General features: G+C 61.8%; 11 protein-coding genes and 1 pseudogene. 3 read left to right on the top strand and 9 right to left on the bottom strand.

Annotation, left to right across the window (positions count from 1 at the left end; genetic code table 11):
- Positions 1-10 precede the first annotated feature (10 nt).
- Entirely contained in the window at positions 11-829 is an 819-nt protein-coding gene (locus IFT79_RS13385; RefSeq protein WP_192124658.1) for a type IV toxin-antitoxin system AbiEi family antitoxin domain-containing protein, read from the bottom strand.
- Between the two features lie 267 nt (positions 830-1,096).
- Positions 1,097-1,894, bottom strand: coding sequence for a metallophosphoesterase (locus IFT79_RS13380; protein WP_192124656.1), 798 nt, complete (start codon positions 1,892-1,894; stop codon positions 1,097-1,099).
- A 136-nt stretch (positions 1,895-2,030) separates the two neighbouring features.
- Here IFT79_RS13380 and IFT79_RS13375 point away from each other — a divergent pair.
- A pseudogene (locus IFT79_RS13375) lies at positions 2,031-2,349 on the top strand (heme ABC transporter ATP-binding protein); the annotation flags it as partial.
- 821 nt (positions 2,350-3,170) lie between these two features.
- Here the strand turns inward: IFT79_RS13375 and IFT79_RS13370 are convergent.
- The 4 genes from IFT79_RS13370 to IFT79_RS13355 form a co-directional block, all read right to left on the bottom strand.
- The gene (locus IFT79_RS13370; RefSeq protein WP_192124654.1) at positions 3,171-3,656 is read right to left on the bottom strand and encodes a sigma-70 family RNA polymerase sigma factor; all 486 of its coding nucleotides are present in this window, start codon (positions 3,654-3,656) and stop codon (positions 3,171-3,173) included.
- A 53-nt stretch (positions 3,657-3,709) separates the two neighbouring features.
- Complete coding sequence (locus IFT79_RS13365; RefSeq protein WP_192124652.1) at positions 3,710-4,282, bottom strand: hypothetical protein; 573 nt, start codon at positions 4,280-4,282, stop codon at positions 3,710-3,712.
- A gap of 290 nt (positions 4,283-4,572) precedes the next feature.
- Complete coding sequence (locus IFT79_RS13360; protein WP_192124649.1) at positions 4,573-4,998, bottom strand: hypothetical protein; 426 nt, start codon at positions 4,996-4,998, stop codon at positions 4,573-4,575.
- A gap of 160 nt (positions 4,999-5,158) precedes the next feature.
- Complete coding sequence (locus IFT79_RS13355) at positions 5,159-6,586, bottom strand: hypothetical protein (protein WP_192124648.1); 1,428 nt, start codon at positions 6,584-6,586, stop codon at positions 5,159-5,161.
- 2,632 nt (positions 6,587-9,218) lie between these two features.
- Between IFT79_RS13355 and IFT79_RS13350 the strand changes: the two genes are divergently transcribed.
- Positions 9,219-10,070, top strand: coding sequence for a ScbA/BarX family gamma-butyrolactone biosynthesis protein (locus IFT79_RS13350; protein ID WP_274604885.1), 852 nt, complete (start codon positions 9,219-9,221; stop codon positions 10,068-10,070).
- 9 nt (positions 10,071-10,079) lie between these two features.
- Here IFT79_RS13350 and IFT79_RS13345 read toward each other — a convergent pair whose 3' ends face one another.
- Positions 10,080-10,712, bottom strand: coding sequence for a ScbR family autoregulator-binding transcription factor (locus IFT79_RS13345; RefSeq protein WP_192124644.1), 633 nt, complete (start codon positions 10,710-10,712; stop codon positions 10,080-10,082).
- 145 nt (positions 10,713-10,857) lie between these two features.
- Here IFT79_RS13345 and IFT79_RS17080 point away from each other — a divergent pair, with 145 nt between their 5' ends.
- The gene (locus IFT79_RS17080; protein WP_192124642.1) at positions 10,858-11,760 is read left to right on the top strand and encodes an NAD-dependent epimerase/dehydratase family protein; all 903 of its coding nucleotides are present in this window, start codon (positions 10,858-10,860) and stop codon (positions 11,758-11,760) included.
- Between the two features lie 152 nt (positions 11,761-11,912).
- Here the strand turns inward: IFT79_RS17080 and IFT79_RS13335 are convergent, their stop codons facing one another.
- Both IFT79_RS13335 and IFT79_RS13330 read right to left on the bottom strand, forming a co-directional pair.
- On the bottom strand, positions 11,913-12,260 hold the full coding sequence (locus IFT79_RS13335; RefSeq protein ID WP_192124640.1) for a hypothetical protein: 348 nt from the start codon (positions 12,258-12,260) through the stop codon (positions 11,913-11,915).
- A gap of 324 nt (positions 12,261-12,584) precedes the next feature.
- On the bottom strand, positions 12,585-13,046 hold the full coding sequence (locus IFT79_RS13330) for a hypothetical protein (protein WP_192124638.1): 462 nt from the start codon (positions 13,044-13,046) through the stop codon (positions 12,585-12,587).
- Between the last annotated feature and the right edge of the window lie 536 nt (positions 13,047-13,582).

Below are 13,582 nucleotides of genomic sequence, written 5' to 3'. Positions count from 1 at the left end.
CGCGTGAAGGCTAGAGCGGAAGCCTCTTTGTCGGGCAAGCGGGCTCCATCACTTGCGCCGCCGCAACCAGGGTGGGCAGGCTGGCGACGACCTTATTGAGGAAGACCTCGACCCCCGGCAGCGGAGTCTTGGAGCTGATAACTCGGTCTAAAGCTCGGCTCGCTTGAGACACGGCATCCACTTCCGCCACCACCATGAGATTCGCGAGAGCACCGATACCGTCATTCGGGGCTTGCCCCATTCGCTCCGCATGTGGAGCGACAAGCTGCGCCAGGCGGGCCTCGTCGAGGTCGTATTCATCGCGCAGCGCGTCACGCAGAGCATCCGCTGCGATGGAAACGTCGCCTTCGTCGACGAACAGGTCGGCGACCGTCCTTTCGCGAGTAGTGACGGGCAGGCCGCCAACGACTTCGACGTCGCACGAGTCGAGGGCACGCCAGGAGTAGGCGAGCACACCCTTGGCGCTCTGGCGGCGGCCCGGGACGATGATTCTGTAGGGGGCCGGGTACACGTCGCCGATTCCGTGGACCATCGCCGCGGCCGCGGAGGCGATGACGGCGTCCGGACGCAGCGCCGCTGTACGTTCAGGGGCGAGCGCCGCGGGGTTCGTTGACAACCAGGCCGCGCGGAGATCGTCTAGGGGGCTCGAGGGGGTGGCGGCTAGGCGGTAGACACCGTAGTGGTCGGTTCGCTCAAGCTCGCCCGTTCGGACACGGTGAGCAAGATTCGCCCGGGCGACGCCATGAAGACGCGCCTGCGCGGTCGTGACCATGCCCCACTGGCAGGCCGCGATGTCGTTGACACGCCTGGCAACAGCAGAGGCATTCATACTTGAAGAGTAACAGTTACTTATACGCTGAAAGTAACCCCCGGGCCTCTGCCAGCTCGATGGCTGAGCCTGGTCAGCCGGGGTTCCGTGCGAGAAGCGTCGGGTAATTCTGAATCGCCTCGCCACCACGACTTCCGGGCCCCCGTCTTATGGGAAAATTTGGGTGACGTCGATAAGCCGTGCCGAGACGGACGCATCCATAAATCCGTAGATCGGAGCGACTCGTGCGAAAGCCGTTCCGCGGCTCAACGCTTGCGGACTAGCGGACTAGTCCAGCCAAGACCAGGTCAGATCTTTGAGGTCGAGAATTCCGATGTTCCCTGGCGAGTTGTTTGCGGCTAGGGAGTAGACAGCTCTTGAATCAGGAAAGTGCCCTTCGGCCCTTATGTGCATGTGTCCGTGAAAGAGCCGGGCGGGCGCAAGCTCGGTCCAGACGCCCGTAACAACGGCACGGCTTCGCCGAGAAGCACTCAGACCCTTTTCGCTGAAGAGACGCCGGTTCGGTTTGGAAATGGCGGCGTCAACGAGTCGCGTGCCCAGGTCGACCGCCTCATGCGCCAGCATCACATCCACAGTGCCGCCAGCCAGCGCGCGGGCGGCATCCGACTCCGTGGGCTCTTCGTTCCCCCACCAATCCCGACCTTCTATTCGCTTCTCCTGATCGGGTGATGCGGCGCCACCGAGAGAGAGGAAAGTTCGTCCTCCTATCTGAAAGCGATACCCCCTAGGTAGGAACGAAACCGTCTGTGTCTTGGGGAGGCGGTATGGCTCTTGCGGATGCAGTTCGAAGCGCGGCCCGAGTTGGCTCCAGTCGTCATGGTTGCCCGGTGTCACCAGGATGCGTTCGATGCCGTTCGTCTCCATGGCTTCGACGACACTTCGACGAAATGCAGTCCAGGGAGTGTTCGAGGTGAGGTTGAAATCACCGAGGTGAAGCACCGTTCGCACGTCCGGCGCTTGATCATGGAGCATTTTGAGGGCCCGACGAGCCCAGTACCCGCTCGAGTGCCAGTCGCCTGCGATCGCGACGCGCTCCTCAGGGACGGCCGGCACGTCGCTGGGCATCAGTAGTCGGGGGTCGCCGACACGCTCCGAAGCAATGGCGGGGAGGCAATCACCTTGGGACTCATATCGCCACGGTAGCCGAACGGTGCCCAGACGTGCAGTTCCGCAAAGGGGGTGTGGATGGCGCTGAAGCCACACTCCCAAACTCCGCGAGGTCCGCGAAGTCGCCGACCGAATCACAGTGATCCGGCTTGGCCGCGTCATCGGCGAGGCCGAGCCCACCGCCTCGGATGCCGAACTTGCCTCCCTCATGGTCGGACGCTCCGTGCAACTCACCGTGAGCAAGAACGCCCCTACCTTCAGCGCTGATTCTCTCGAGGTCAACGATCTCGTCGTGCTCGACGCGTCAGGGCAGGCCGTGGTCGATCATGTCTCGTTCCGCGTCTCGGGGGGGTGAGGTCTTGGCCATCGCCGGGGTGCAGGGCAACGGGCAGACGGAACTGGTCGAGGCGCTCAGTAGCCGACGATGCTGCTTTCCTGGGCGTCAACGTCAAAGACCAGCCCGGCACTGCCGACGCATTCACGCGACGATTCGACGTCACGTACCCGACCGCCATCGACGCGAACACCGGAAGCGTCCAGCTCGCCTTCGCCGGCAAGACGGCCCCCAATGCGACCCCGGCGACCTTCGTCTTAGACCCCGAGGGGCGTGTCAGCGCTCGAGTCCTCGGGTCCGTCGACCCATCGATCCTGCGAGCACTCGTCAAGACCGCCGCCGCAACGCCCGAGCCGTCGCATGGCGGTTGACCCAGCTTTCGGGGCTGCTAGCTTCCGACCCTGACGACCACCCCGGTATGGCCTGGCCAGGCGAGCGAACCGCGCGACAACCCACAGGCTGGCAGTCCCTTTGCCGTCGCGTCGAGCATCGTGACGCTCGTTGCTCTCGTCACCTACGCCGGTCTCTACGCCACGATGTGGGCCCCGGTCGCTCTCTGGCACCACGAAGGCTGGCTGTTCCTGTACCCGATCCTCCTCGCGGCCTGGGTGCCCGTCGGCATCCTCTCCGCCACGTCCAGCGGCCTCTCGATCGCCGGTTCGGTACGACACGAAGCACGGCGATCTCCGGGAGTCGTGAGCCTAGGCGTGGCTGCGTTATTGCTCACTGCGTCTCTGCCGGCCCTCTGGTTCGGGCCTGGCCCGCTCTAAGCACGGCAGATCGACCCGCGGCGCGCAGCACCCACAGTCCGAGACCGAACACGTGCTCATTGGTGTCTCGTTCGACGTTCCTCTATCGGGCGGCAGCAGGGCGCTTGGCCGGATGGTCTGTGGGCCGGAATCAGATGTCATCGCCTTGATCGTCGATGGCTTGACGAAGAGACGTGCGCGCGCGCGAGTAACGGCTCCGAATTGTTCCCGGTCTCTTATCCAAGATGGTCGCGACTTCGGCGAGGGAGAAGCCCTCCCAATGCACGAGGCGGATGATCTCCTGATCGAGGTAGCTCAGCTTGAGCAACAGAGCACGCAGCTCCTCACCATCGCCTACAGGCTGAGCAACAGAACCGCGCACTTCGATCTCCTGCCGGAGCCGGTCGGCGAGGGCGATCCGACGGGCACCGGCGCGTCGGTACGTGGAAAGAACCCGGCGAGCGATGCCGAACATCCACAAGCGGGCCTCGAGCGGCTCACCGGGTAGCTGATCGACGCGGCGCCAGACGACCAACTGCGTCTCCCCGAGCAGGTCGGCTGCGTCCTCAGCCGAGCGGACCCTGCGCAAGAAGTAACCGAGCAGATCTCTTGACGTCGCCTCGATCACTGCCGTCACGCGTGCTTGCCTGTCTCCGGTCTGTCTCGTCGAGGCGGCACTCCGTCCGAGGGTCACTCGGTGACCCCACATGTCAGGGAGACGCCGCCATATCGGGCAGAGCCCACGAGCTGGGGATCGAGTGTCGAGCGGATGCCTGTGTCGAGGGTCGTCACGACACTCTGGCTGAGGTCGGTCTCGCCACGGTCAGTCTGCACGAGGGCTGCGAGTCGGGCTTCGAGCGCTGACCAGTCGCTACCCTCGACAGCCTCTTCCACCACGTCCTGGGCTGCCGTACCGCTTGAGACATCGAAGCGAACTTCGGCCAGGCACCTGGTCGGTGCGCTGTCACCGTTGTCGATGAACGGGTCGCCGGGGAGAGCGAAGGCGATCGTGGCATGAGCTTCGTAGTCCGGCTGCAGACTCTCGACGAGGGCGCCAGCTCCGAGGAGCAGCGATCCTCCCAGCGCCACTGCGAGCAGAGGCCGTCTTGGTCGACGGAGCCCTGTCGTTCTGCGTGGCGCGTCCCTTGCCTCGGTGCGTGCAGCGGCAGACATCGGCGCAATGAGGACCAGGAGGTCCGGATCGTTCTCGGCAGTCGCCGGGCGGCTCCTGCTCAGGATCTCGTCGAGGTTCGCGTTCTTCATGAAAGGGCCACCGTTCTGGAAATGAGGCGTTTGTAGAAGACATGGCCGGCCACCTCCGGAGCGCTGCATCTCGGGGACCCAAGTGTGTGAGCAAGGGCTCAGTTGAAGGGCCACCGGCGGAAGCTAGCCGCTCCCCCGCAGCTACAAGGCTCCGGCTAGGTCGAGAAGTCAGTCCGAAACTGATCTCAGTGAACGATCCCCTATCGGGCACGACAGCTCACTCCCTGCCGGCCTCAGACCGTATGGGCTCCATCAAGTGCCTTTCGTGTCCTCGCCGGGCCGTACCGTAGCTACTCCCGGCGAAAGTGATCAACAGCGACGTGCAGCAGCAGAGTCGAATGAAAGCTCTCCCCTTGGTACACAGCCAGCATCGGCTGAATGACCGCGAGGGAGACGCGACCGTCTCCGGTCATGACGTCCCTGATCTCCGCGAGAGACAAGACGGTCCGGTTTACATCCGCGATCTCAGAGATCACATGCACCTTGTCTGCCAAGCCGTGTGTCCGGGCCAGAGCCACCACGTCGTCGAAGACTCGGGACGGCGGCGTTGGCCTGACAGCGTGTGGCTCGAATGTGTCGAGATGGCTCAGTAACCGGAAAGCTCTACTCCGACTCTTCGCGTCGTTCTTGATGACCAGTTCGGCTAGTCGCGACCCCTGTGGCGGCGAGACCATCGCGCGAAGGGCTTTCGCAACCAAGCTTTCGTCGAACATCACCTCCGTATGCTGGCATGCCCGAGCACAGCGCGAAAGCACTCCGGCGCGTCCCTCAGGGATCGGCTATCGGGGGTGGCCTGCCGGTCGACACCGACATAGGTTCACGTGCTGGTGACGCTGCCGGCAACATGAGCGGCCGAGACGCGTCGGGAGATCGTTGCTAATTTGTCTTCCCGTTAGGAAGGTGGGGGCCAACGTAGCCGACGTAGATCTTTCCCGTGCCACTCGTGTCGTCCCAGAAATGCACCCTCGGTGCCGGTCGCCCGCCCTGAACAATCTTGATGTGCGATGCCATGTAGACCTCCCCATCAGGATCGACGTCCTTGGGCACGCCGAAAACGCGGCTTGATCGGAACTTGGGATTGTTGTCGACCGTACTGCTTTCCAAAAGAGCAACCCAGGATTCCTGGACGACTGCGGAAGCCGAGTCTTTCGGCTCACGGCACCAACTTTTGAAATCGCCAGTCCATCCGCCGGAGGATGCCTCCGCATAAGCTTGCAAAGCGAGCATCGCTTGCCACGTTCGTCGTGCCCACGAAGACGATTGTGCGTACTGGTCAAGAGCGTCTGCGCCGTGCTCGACATCACCAACAACGAGTCGTGGCAGCTGCGCACGGGCCGCAAAAATGACGTCGTCGAAGCTGTCGATTTGTACGCCGTCGTATTGAGCCGGGGTTGGCACATCCGACAAATACCTGCCCGCCTCAGACAGCTGTGCCTCCAGATAGCGGATTCGGGCTGCTTGGTTGTCAATGGTCACTTCGATGTCGCGCATGACTTCAGCCGACCAGTCGAGATCCTCGCGCAGCCGCAAGCTTTCGGCCGCGGCCGCGTCCGCGAGGGCCTCTGCGGCAACCGTTTCAGCCAGAAGCTGATCGAGGGAGGCGTCAGTGTCAGTGGGCCTGATGAGGGCCCTGCCTTCTTCTCGGTATGACGCGGGCGGTCGGGCGGCCAAGTTCCGGAGAACCAGAGGGGCAGCAATTGTCTTAGCGGCTCGGCGCGGATTGGCGAACCATTTCGACCCGAGGACACGGTGACGAGACAGCGGCGACCTGACGTCGTCCATGGACGGGAAATAAGTCCGAGCAGCTCCGCCGAATGTCCTGAGCATGTCTGGGAGCTGCTCGTTAAATTCAGTCGTCGACGCCGAGTCGAGGACAAAAACGGGTGCGATGCCCGCCAACTGGCGTCCGACGATCTTCGATCGGTCAGAGATCTCCGCGTCGGTCGCTCGATAGTCATGACTCATCACCACAAGTGGCGAGGTTCGAGTTTCATCTAGGACCAGCTCGGCAACGGAGCGTGCTGCGTTCGGGTCTGCTACCTGCTGAACGACGGGCCAGAAAATGACCGGGCCCAGGCGCAGCTGACCTGACTCGAGGAGATAGTGAACGAGCCGCGGTGGTTGCACGACAGGCTCTGCTCCCCAGGGGTCTTCACTAACGTGTTCCAGGTCAAGCCACACCCAAGACCCAGAAGCCGCGTGCATGGCGGTCAGCGTCGTCGACCAGCGCCCCGTGATCGTCTCCTCATGCAGACCTAGCCGAACAATCCGAGATTCCGAGGCGCCTCCGTCCTCCACAGACACTTCGACTCCTTCACGTGGGGATTGGCGCCCACGCAAGGACAAATCCGCAGCGACGCCCTTTCGTTCAGAAATCCACCGTTCAAAGGACGCCAAGGCGACGTCAACCACGTCTGGGCCGGCGAAGTCGGCTATGAGCCTGTATTTGATAGACATTCGTTCCTCTGGGAGTAGGAGCAGGTTGGTCCGGGCTGGACTAGGAGGGTTTCGTAGAGCCGCTTTGCATGTCGGGCCGAGGGTTTAACTGTCCTTCGAGTCTGGCGTCAAGCGGACACGTGCGCCAGGGCCAAGCTCGACGCAACTCCACTCATGCATTGCTTGCTTAACGCCGGGCGAGTGACGAGATGCGCGCGACCGTGATCCAGGATGGAGTGTGACGACAAGGACCCCGCTTCAAGGCGAGCTGGGGCTCCGGCCCCGTGAGCTGACGCGGGGAGACGTCGAAGAGGCTTGTGACGACGGAGCCCCAACGAGGACGGTTCTGGATTGGAATGCGCAAGTACAAGCGCAGAAGCCGACGGTCCCCACCGCTACATTCCTTGCCGCTACGGCAAACTCAAGTGGCTGCCTTGCATGCCTCGGGGCGCGGGGAAGGCTCCGCAACGTCGGCGGCTTCCTCTTTGGTCGAACTCGATCTCTCTGGTCGGGCTCGCCCCACACTCCTACTGGTGACCAGCAATGCGATACGTCCCCGCATCTAAGGCATCAGCACATAAAGCCACTGCGGGAGTCCCAAATCAGCTCCTCGAGACAGGCCCTGAGTCCGGGTAGGGCATTTTGCGTGCTCATCGCGCTCCGGTGCATCCGATCATCTTGCCAACCGTGTCGACGATCGAGCGTTGAACCGCTTGGTCAGATGTAGCAGAGGATGTATCCCCGGCACGGACCGCCTCGGCCTCCCTGATTCCAGCGCACGAACGATTGTGGCTGCTTAAACAGACCCCAAGGGTCGGTTCCCTCTCATGCAGCGAGACCTAACGATGCCGTTGAGTGCGTAACTCAGCGGGGCGCGGACGCTCGGATGGTTCTGAGCCGGTCCTCAGCGAACTTTGCACGCAAAGACAGAATACGAATGGCGCCTAGGCGAATCAGGCCGGGGGCGCCGACGCGAGCAAGGTAGGGATTTCTCGCCGTCATCCCTAGCAGCGAAAAGACACCGGCAGTTGGCCCAAGGAGAAGAAGGGCCACCACAGTGACCCAGAACGCTGGAATTGCAGCCGCGGTGTCCCGAGCCAAAGGCACCAAGATCGCAACAAGGAGGGCTGCGGTGCCCAGTCCGCCGAGCAATCCAACGACGACGCCATAGGTCCTCATCTCGACCGACAGAAGCGCTACGCCACACGTCACGACGGCAAGCAGTCCACTCGCTACCAAGCACGTTCCCAAGAAAAGGCTTATGGACAACACGGATGCTGGTCCAGCCTGGATGCTGATCGTGGCCCAGGCGACACCGAGGCCGAAGGTCAATGGAATGGCGACTTGCTGAACCAATATGCCCGAGGGGGGCAACTGCGATTGCAGAAGGACTCGTTGATCCGCTAGCCGCTGATGCTTGCGCTCTAGCGCAGCCGCGCGTCGCAGCCAGGTCAAGCGGCCGGATACACGGCTGGCATCTACGAATATGAAGGCGATCACAATGCCTACGGCTGCGACAGCGGACCGGTCACCCCACGTGAGGAGGGTCGCCGTGCCCACACCGGCTGAGAGGAGTGATCCAAGGGCCGTAACGGCGCCCATGCATGCGCTTAGTTGTGTGAGCACCCATACGCGCCGGTCCTCTAAAGCGAGTTGGTGCGATCGAACGGAGCGTTGCCCGTGAGCGGTGACCTGGAAAGCTATGGCTAGAGCCGTGAGCAAGCCCAAGACGGTGAATGGCTCGGACCAAGCAAACCTCGCCAGAGTCTGCGAACTCGCCGCAAAGCTCCGCGTCGCCAAAACAGGCCCAAACACGGGCACGGCGACAGCGTAGGCCACCGCAAAGGCGTAGACCGCCAGCAACCCGAAAGCCTCAAAATGTGTCACGAGAACAAAGTGATCTGGGTTTACGCGTCTTGTTCTCAAATTGGGAGCAATTCGCTGCCTCGGGCGCCCCTTCACAGCGTCTCCTTCAGCAGTTTGCGCGTTGACAGGCACAGTCTCGACATCGCCTCAGGCCCACCCCGCGCCATGCGTGCCCCTTCTCCGAACTGGCCGATCTATAAATCTATAGTTCGTCGGCACCCTCCGTCGACTTCCGAGGGTTAGTCGGGCCGGAGACAAGCCGGTAAGCACGCCTCGAGAGCACTACCCAGACAATTGCTTGAAATATCGGGCGGAAGTCCCTTCCCCTCTTCGCATAGGACACGCGCCGTTGCCGTACGCGCAGGCCATAGGAATGGAGGCAGCGCGCCCCCTCTCATGGAGCCCGCTCTGGGGAAAAAGGTACTTGTTAGTACGTCTGAAGCGAAATCCAGAAACGCTTTTTTGCTCCTAAACTGTTCGCGTCTGGCGATTGTCGACAGCGACGGATTCCCGCTAGCTGGGCGCCGGAACTGGCTGCATTGCAGCCTGGGCAAGGCGGCACCCTTTCGGGTGCTACAAAACCGTTGCGAAGGTTTCTAAGGTCAGGAGCCATGACCTTTGAAGCGCCGTTCTGATGCAGCTTTCCTTGCCAACTTTCACTCCCGATCAGCTAGCGCCTGGGCGCTTCGTGCACCGTCGTCAACTCCGAGAGGTGCTGATCACCGAGGCACGTCAATTAGATGATGACTACTTTGCGCTCGGGGCCCAATGGCCCCGGGAACACCCGTTCTATTCGACTCATGAGCGAAGGGCAGACTCGGCGCTCGTAGCGGAAACCATTCGTCAAGTCACGATTCTGCTCGCACACACCATGTACGGAGTGCCCCTGGACGCGGCCTTCCTCATGCCCTCTCTATCCGCAAAGACGATCGCGGCGCCTGCCCCTTGGAGTGAGGACGAGATCATGGTGCAAGCTCAAGTTGTCGCCTCGGGCCGCACCCAGGAGGGTCCCACGAGCATGCGAGTGTCGGTGCGGATCGAGGGCGGAGGGCAGATCCTTGGCGAAGGTATCGGACACGCACGCATCGTTGCCCCAGAGGCATATGCGCGCCTTCGCCGAAACCGGCCTAAAAGGCCGATCGCGGTTCATGCGCGCGCACTCCAATCGCGGGGCCACTTACTGCAGTGGGGACGAGCTGATCGCCCCGTCGTTGTTGTCGACGAAACCGATCCTGTCTTCTTCGACCATCCCCTGGATCATGTTCCGGGAATGCTCCTTCTCGAAGCCGTTAGGGAGGGCGTCAGGAACTTGATGCGCCCCCACGAAGTCGACCTCACGTCTTTCGATCTCGTCTTTGCGCGGGTCGTCGAATTTGAGCCCGAAATTACATTGGAGGTCGATCGTTGTCGTCAGGGGAACTTCGCCGTGGCACTGAGGCAAGACGGAATGACATGTGTTCACGGCTTCGCCGGCGCTGAGGGTTGAGCCGTGAGGCTATCTTCTAATCCGAAGCGCCAGGTTCCGCGCGCCCATCAGGTTTTCTGGAGGGACGAGTCCAGGCAGGATGATAAGCCACATTTCCTGCACTCTTGTGAAAAGATCCTCGCGTCGCGTCATCACATCCGAGAGCATCTGCACTCCCGTGTAGGCGGGGATGATGAAGTGGGCAACTTTAGCCGGATCAACGTCCGCCACAACGTCTCCCTCATCTCTGGCTACGTTCAACAAGTTCTCAAAGGTGGCCATCCAGTCGGTATACGGAGCCTGGACCCCGAGGTGCCGCGAGGACGAGTCCGTGGTCAGCCGAATGCCGGCACTGACCAGTGGTTCATCGAGCAGTTGAACAGCAAGCCCCCGGCACATCAGCATCATGGCCTCAAGGGCGGACCGGCTGGAGGTCATGGCCGCCTCCGCGTAATTCCTGGAGATGCGGTGCTGCTCTGCGATCACTGCGTTGGCCACGTCTTCTTTGGACGCGAAGTGAAAGTACAGGGCCCCCTTCGTGACGCCTGCTCGCTCGGCAACGGTCTCCAACGACGTGCCTGCATAGCCGCGATCGTCAAAGATGAGCGCGGCACTTTGGAGGATGGAAGCGCGAGTCGCCACGGCCCGGTCTTGTTTGGGCATATGAAGTCCGATTCCCTCGAGAGCAGTTCCGCAGGCCCACACCAATCAACGAGCGGGACACGGACCAAGGTACTGGGTCTGTCTTTAGGGGCGCCTGCCCACCGACGTTTTTCGGCAATGCGGCAAACCGCAGGAGGGGGTAGTCGTGAGGTGTGAGCAAGATCAAGACCGCCGACCTATTGCCATCGTCGGAGCTTCGGGGTTTATCGGACGACACGTTGCGGAGGAACTGGAAAGCGTAGGTCACGTGATTCGGCGCCTTGGCAGGACAGCAACGCCTGCCGGCACCCTTCCCGTGGACATCGGCAGCAGGACGAGCTTAGGCGCGGCACTCTCTGGATGCCGGTCAGCCGTCTGGTGCGTTAGCTACCTCGGCGCCGACGAGAACAGGCAAATGCTTGTGAACGGAGAAGGTCCGGCACACTTTGCACGCGCATCTCGCGAGGTCGGCATCCATCGCGTTCTCTCTGTCAGCACGGCTTCCGTGTATGGCTCGGGACCGCACCGGGGGGCCCAGGCCAGTTCCATGCGCCTCAAGCCTGAGTCCTCGCGATCCCGATCTCGACTCGCCGGCGACAGCGCGGTCACCGCTCACGGTGGCGTCGTGCTTCGCCCTAACCTCGTGTTCGGGGTGGGTGATCGCTGGTTCCTTCCTGCAATAGCAACTTTGTCTCCAGAGAGCTTCCCCATTGCCGCAGAAGACGCTCGAGTCTCGGTCACCTCAGCACGCGACCTCGCCAAGGTCGTCGCCCACTTTGCGACTTGTATGAAACAGCCCGCGGAGTCGAGCTACGTCGTCGCAGCGCCGAGACCTTTCCGCCTGCGCGAGGTTCTGCGGGCGGTTGAGCCCCTTCGGGATGACGCCCGAACGGCCTCCCGGTCGCTGCAGGACCTGACTGTCCACCAACAGAACCTTTTGACGATGGACAACTGGTTCGACGTGAGTGGCCTTTGGGCAGAGACTGGTCTAGCTCCTTCCGAGCCCAGGATGGTGCTCTCAGCAGCGGAATCCGCTTGGTACAGGCAATTCCTAGCGGATCGATCTTGACCACGATTTGAGCCTTCTCGGTGGAACCGCAGGCTCGTCCCACGCGAGCACTCTGGTGGTGAAAGAGCGTGCTCGGTTCTACCAGAGGCGACGGCGAGCATGTAGCGCGGGGGACGCCATCGGGACCTTCAAACAGCCCTAGGTGCCCGAAGCTACTTTTTGAGTTCGTCCCTCACGACGAAGGGGTAGCTGAGCAATTTCGAGTGGCCACCGCCGAGGAGGCGTGCCACGACTACGACTGTGGCTAGCAAGCCCGCGGCAACAAGCAGGAGCGCGACGGCCACGTCGAATTCACCGTTTGGGTCGAGAAGGACGCGAGCTGCCCACGCCACATAGAAGCCGTAGCCGATGACTATGCCGGCAAACAAGATTGCTACACCGGCTTCGCGCAACGAGGATTGGTCGCGCTGGTACCTAGCCAGGCGAACCGCTTGCGCATCGACTAGGTAAGTCTGAGAAAGAGTGGCGCCAGATGGATGCACTCCGTCGGCCTTGCGCATGGCCTCTAGCAGAGCGACATCTCGCTCGAGCCTCCGTGTCCAGCGGGGGGCGGGCAAGACAAACCGGGCAGCAGCCAAGGCCACGGCTCCAAGTCCGACAGGTGTCGCGACGTAACCGAGAGCTAGAGGCAGGAGATCGGTAGCAGTTGTCAAGTGTGACTCCAGGTGAAAAGGGCGAGAACGAACCTTGCCGCCCAGGACGGCACGGGGCGGTTGCAGCCAAGCGCGGACGAGATGGTAGGTCCGGTACAAAGATGCCAAGCATGAGCCGAGGGCGCCAAGACGCGTCCACAAGTCATGCCAGTTCGCGACGGAAAGCTGGGGTCAATTTTTAGGGTGGAGCCTCGGTGGCTTGGGCCACGTGACGCTCTTGGAGCCCGTCGGCGATAGACCCACCGTCCCGAACTGATCGAGATATAAACGCTGGACTTTGCCGTTGGCCGCTTTGCCGTAGATATCGACACCCGCGTCCGACGCTGCTTTAAGCAACGGGGTTTTCATCGTGGCGCGGAGAGCTTTGCCACGACGCGTGCCAATGTGTTTCGTGATGTGGTTTTTTGCTTCCCAGACAAGCTGTCGTTTGTGGCTCTGGAGAACGATGACGGCATCCCCTGCAAGGCTCATGTAGATGACGCAACGCTTTCTCCACGCGAAGCTCACCCAGAGCAACACCGTTGCCAGGAACAAGTACGCCCCGAATCCAACAACGGTCAACAAGACCGCCAGCACGGGGTGAAGTACCCCTGATGACACTGCAAGATAGGCGAAAAGGAGCACTGTTGCCACGATCACAGCAACCGGGCCTCGATGGCGCCGAACGCTCTTGAGGGTCCACCAAGCGAGGTGCACATACTCGCGCTTATGAGGAGATCTGCAGCCGAGCTGTCGGGCGGGAGGGGGAAATGGGGTTTTGGGACGGCGGCTCACGGGGTGTCGTTCCTATCGAGATGCGGCGACTGAATGAAGGAGCTGGACAACTGGTGCAGTCGCTCAACCTGGTTCGACCCTAAACATACGTTTGGGTATGAAAAAGCCCCCAACAAAGGGGTGCAAGCGAAAGACCGAGAGCCGCCCTAAAACACCCCGTATCTAGTGGGCGTGCGCACCGGACTCTTTGCTTGGCAGTCCCGAGCACCAGGATCACAATGCATACGCCGCGTGCAGCCGGAAGTCGATTCCGCATGATCACCTCGCGGTAACGAAATGGCTGACAGTCCGCCTCAGCCGGGCAGCGCACAACTGCCGCCACACCCAGCGAATCGGTGTGTAATAACAGGCCCTTGCGTCTGACTCTCCGCAACCGACAGATTAGATTTGTCTCT

The sequence above is a fragment of the Frigoribacterium sp. CFBP 8759 genome, from assembly GCF_014841655.1.
In the GTDB taxonomy this organism is placed as follows: Bacteria; Actinomycetota; Actinomycetes; order Actinomycetales; family Microbacteriaceae; genus Frigoribacterium.
The sequence above is the reverse complement of the archived record's forward strand: the minus strand, read 5'-3'. Positions and strand labels throughout refer to the sequence as shown.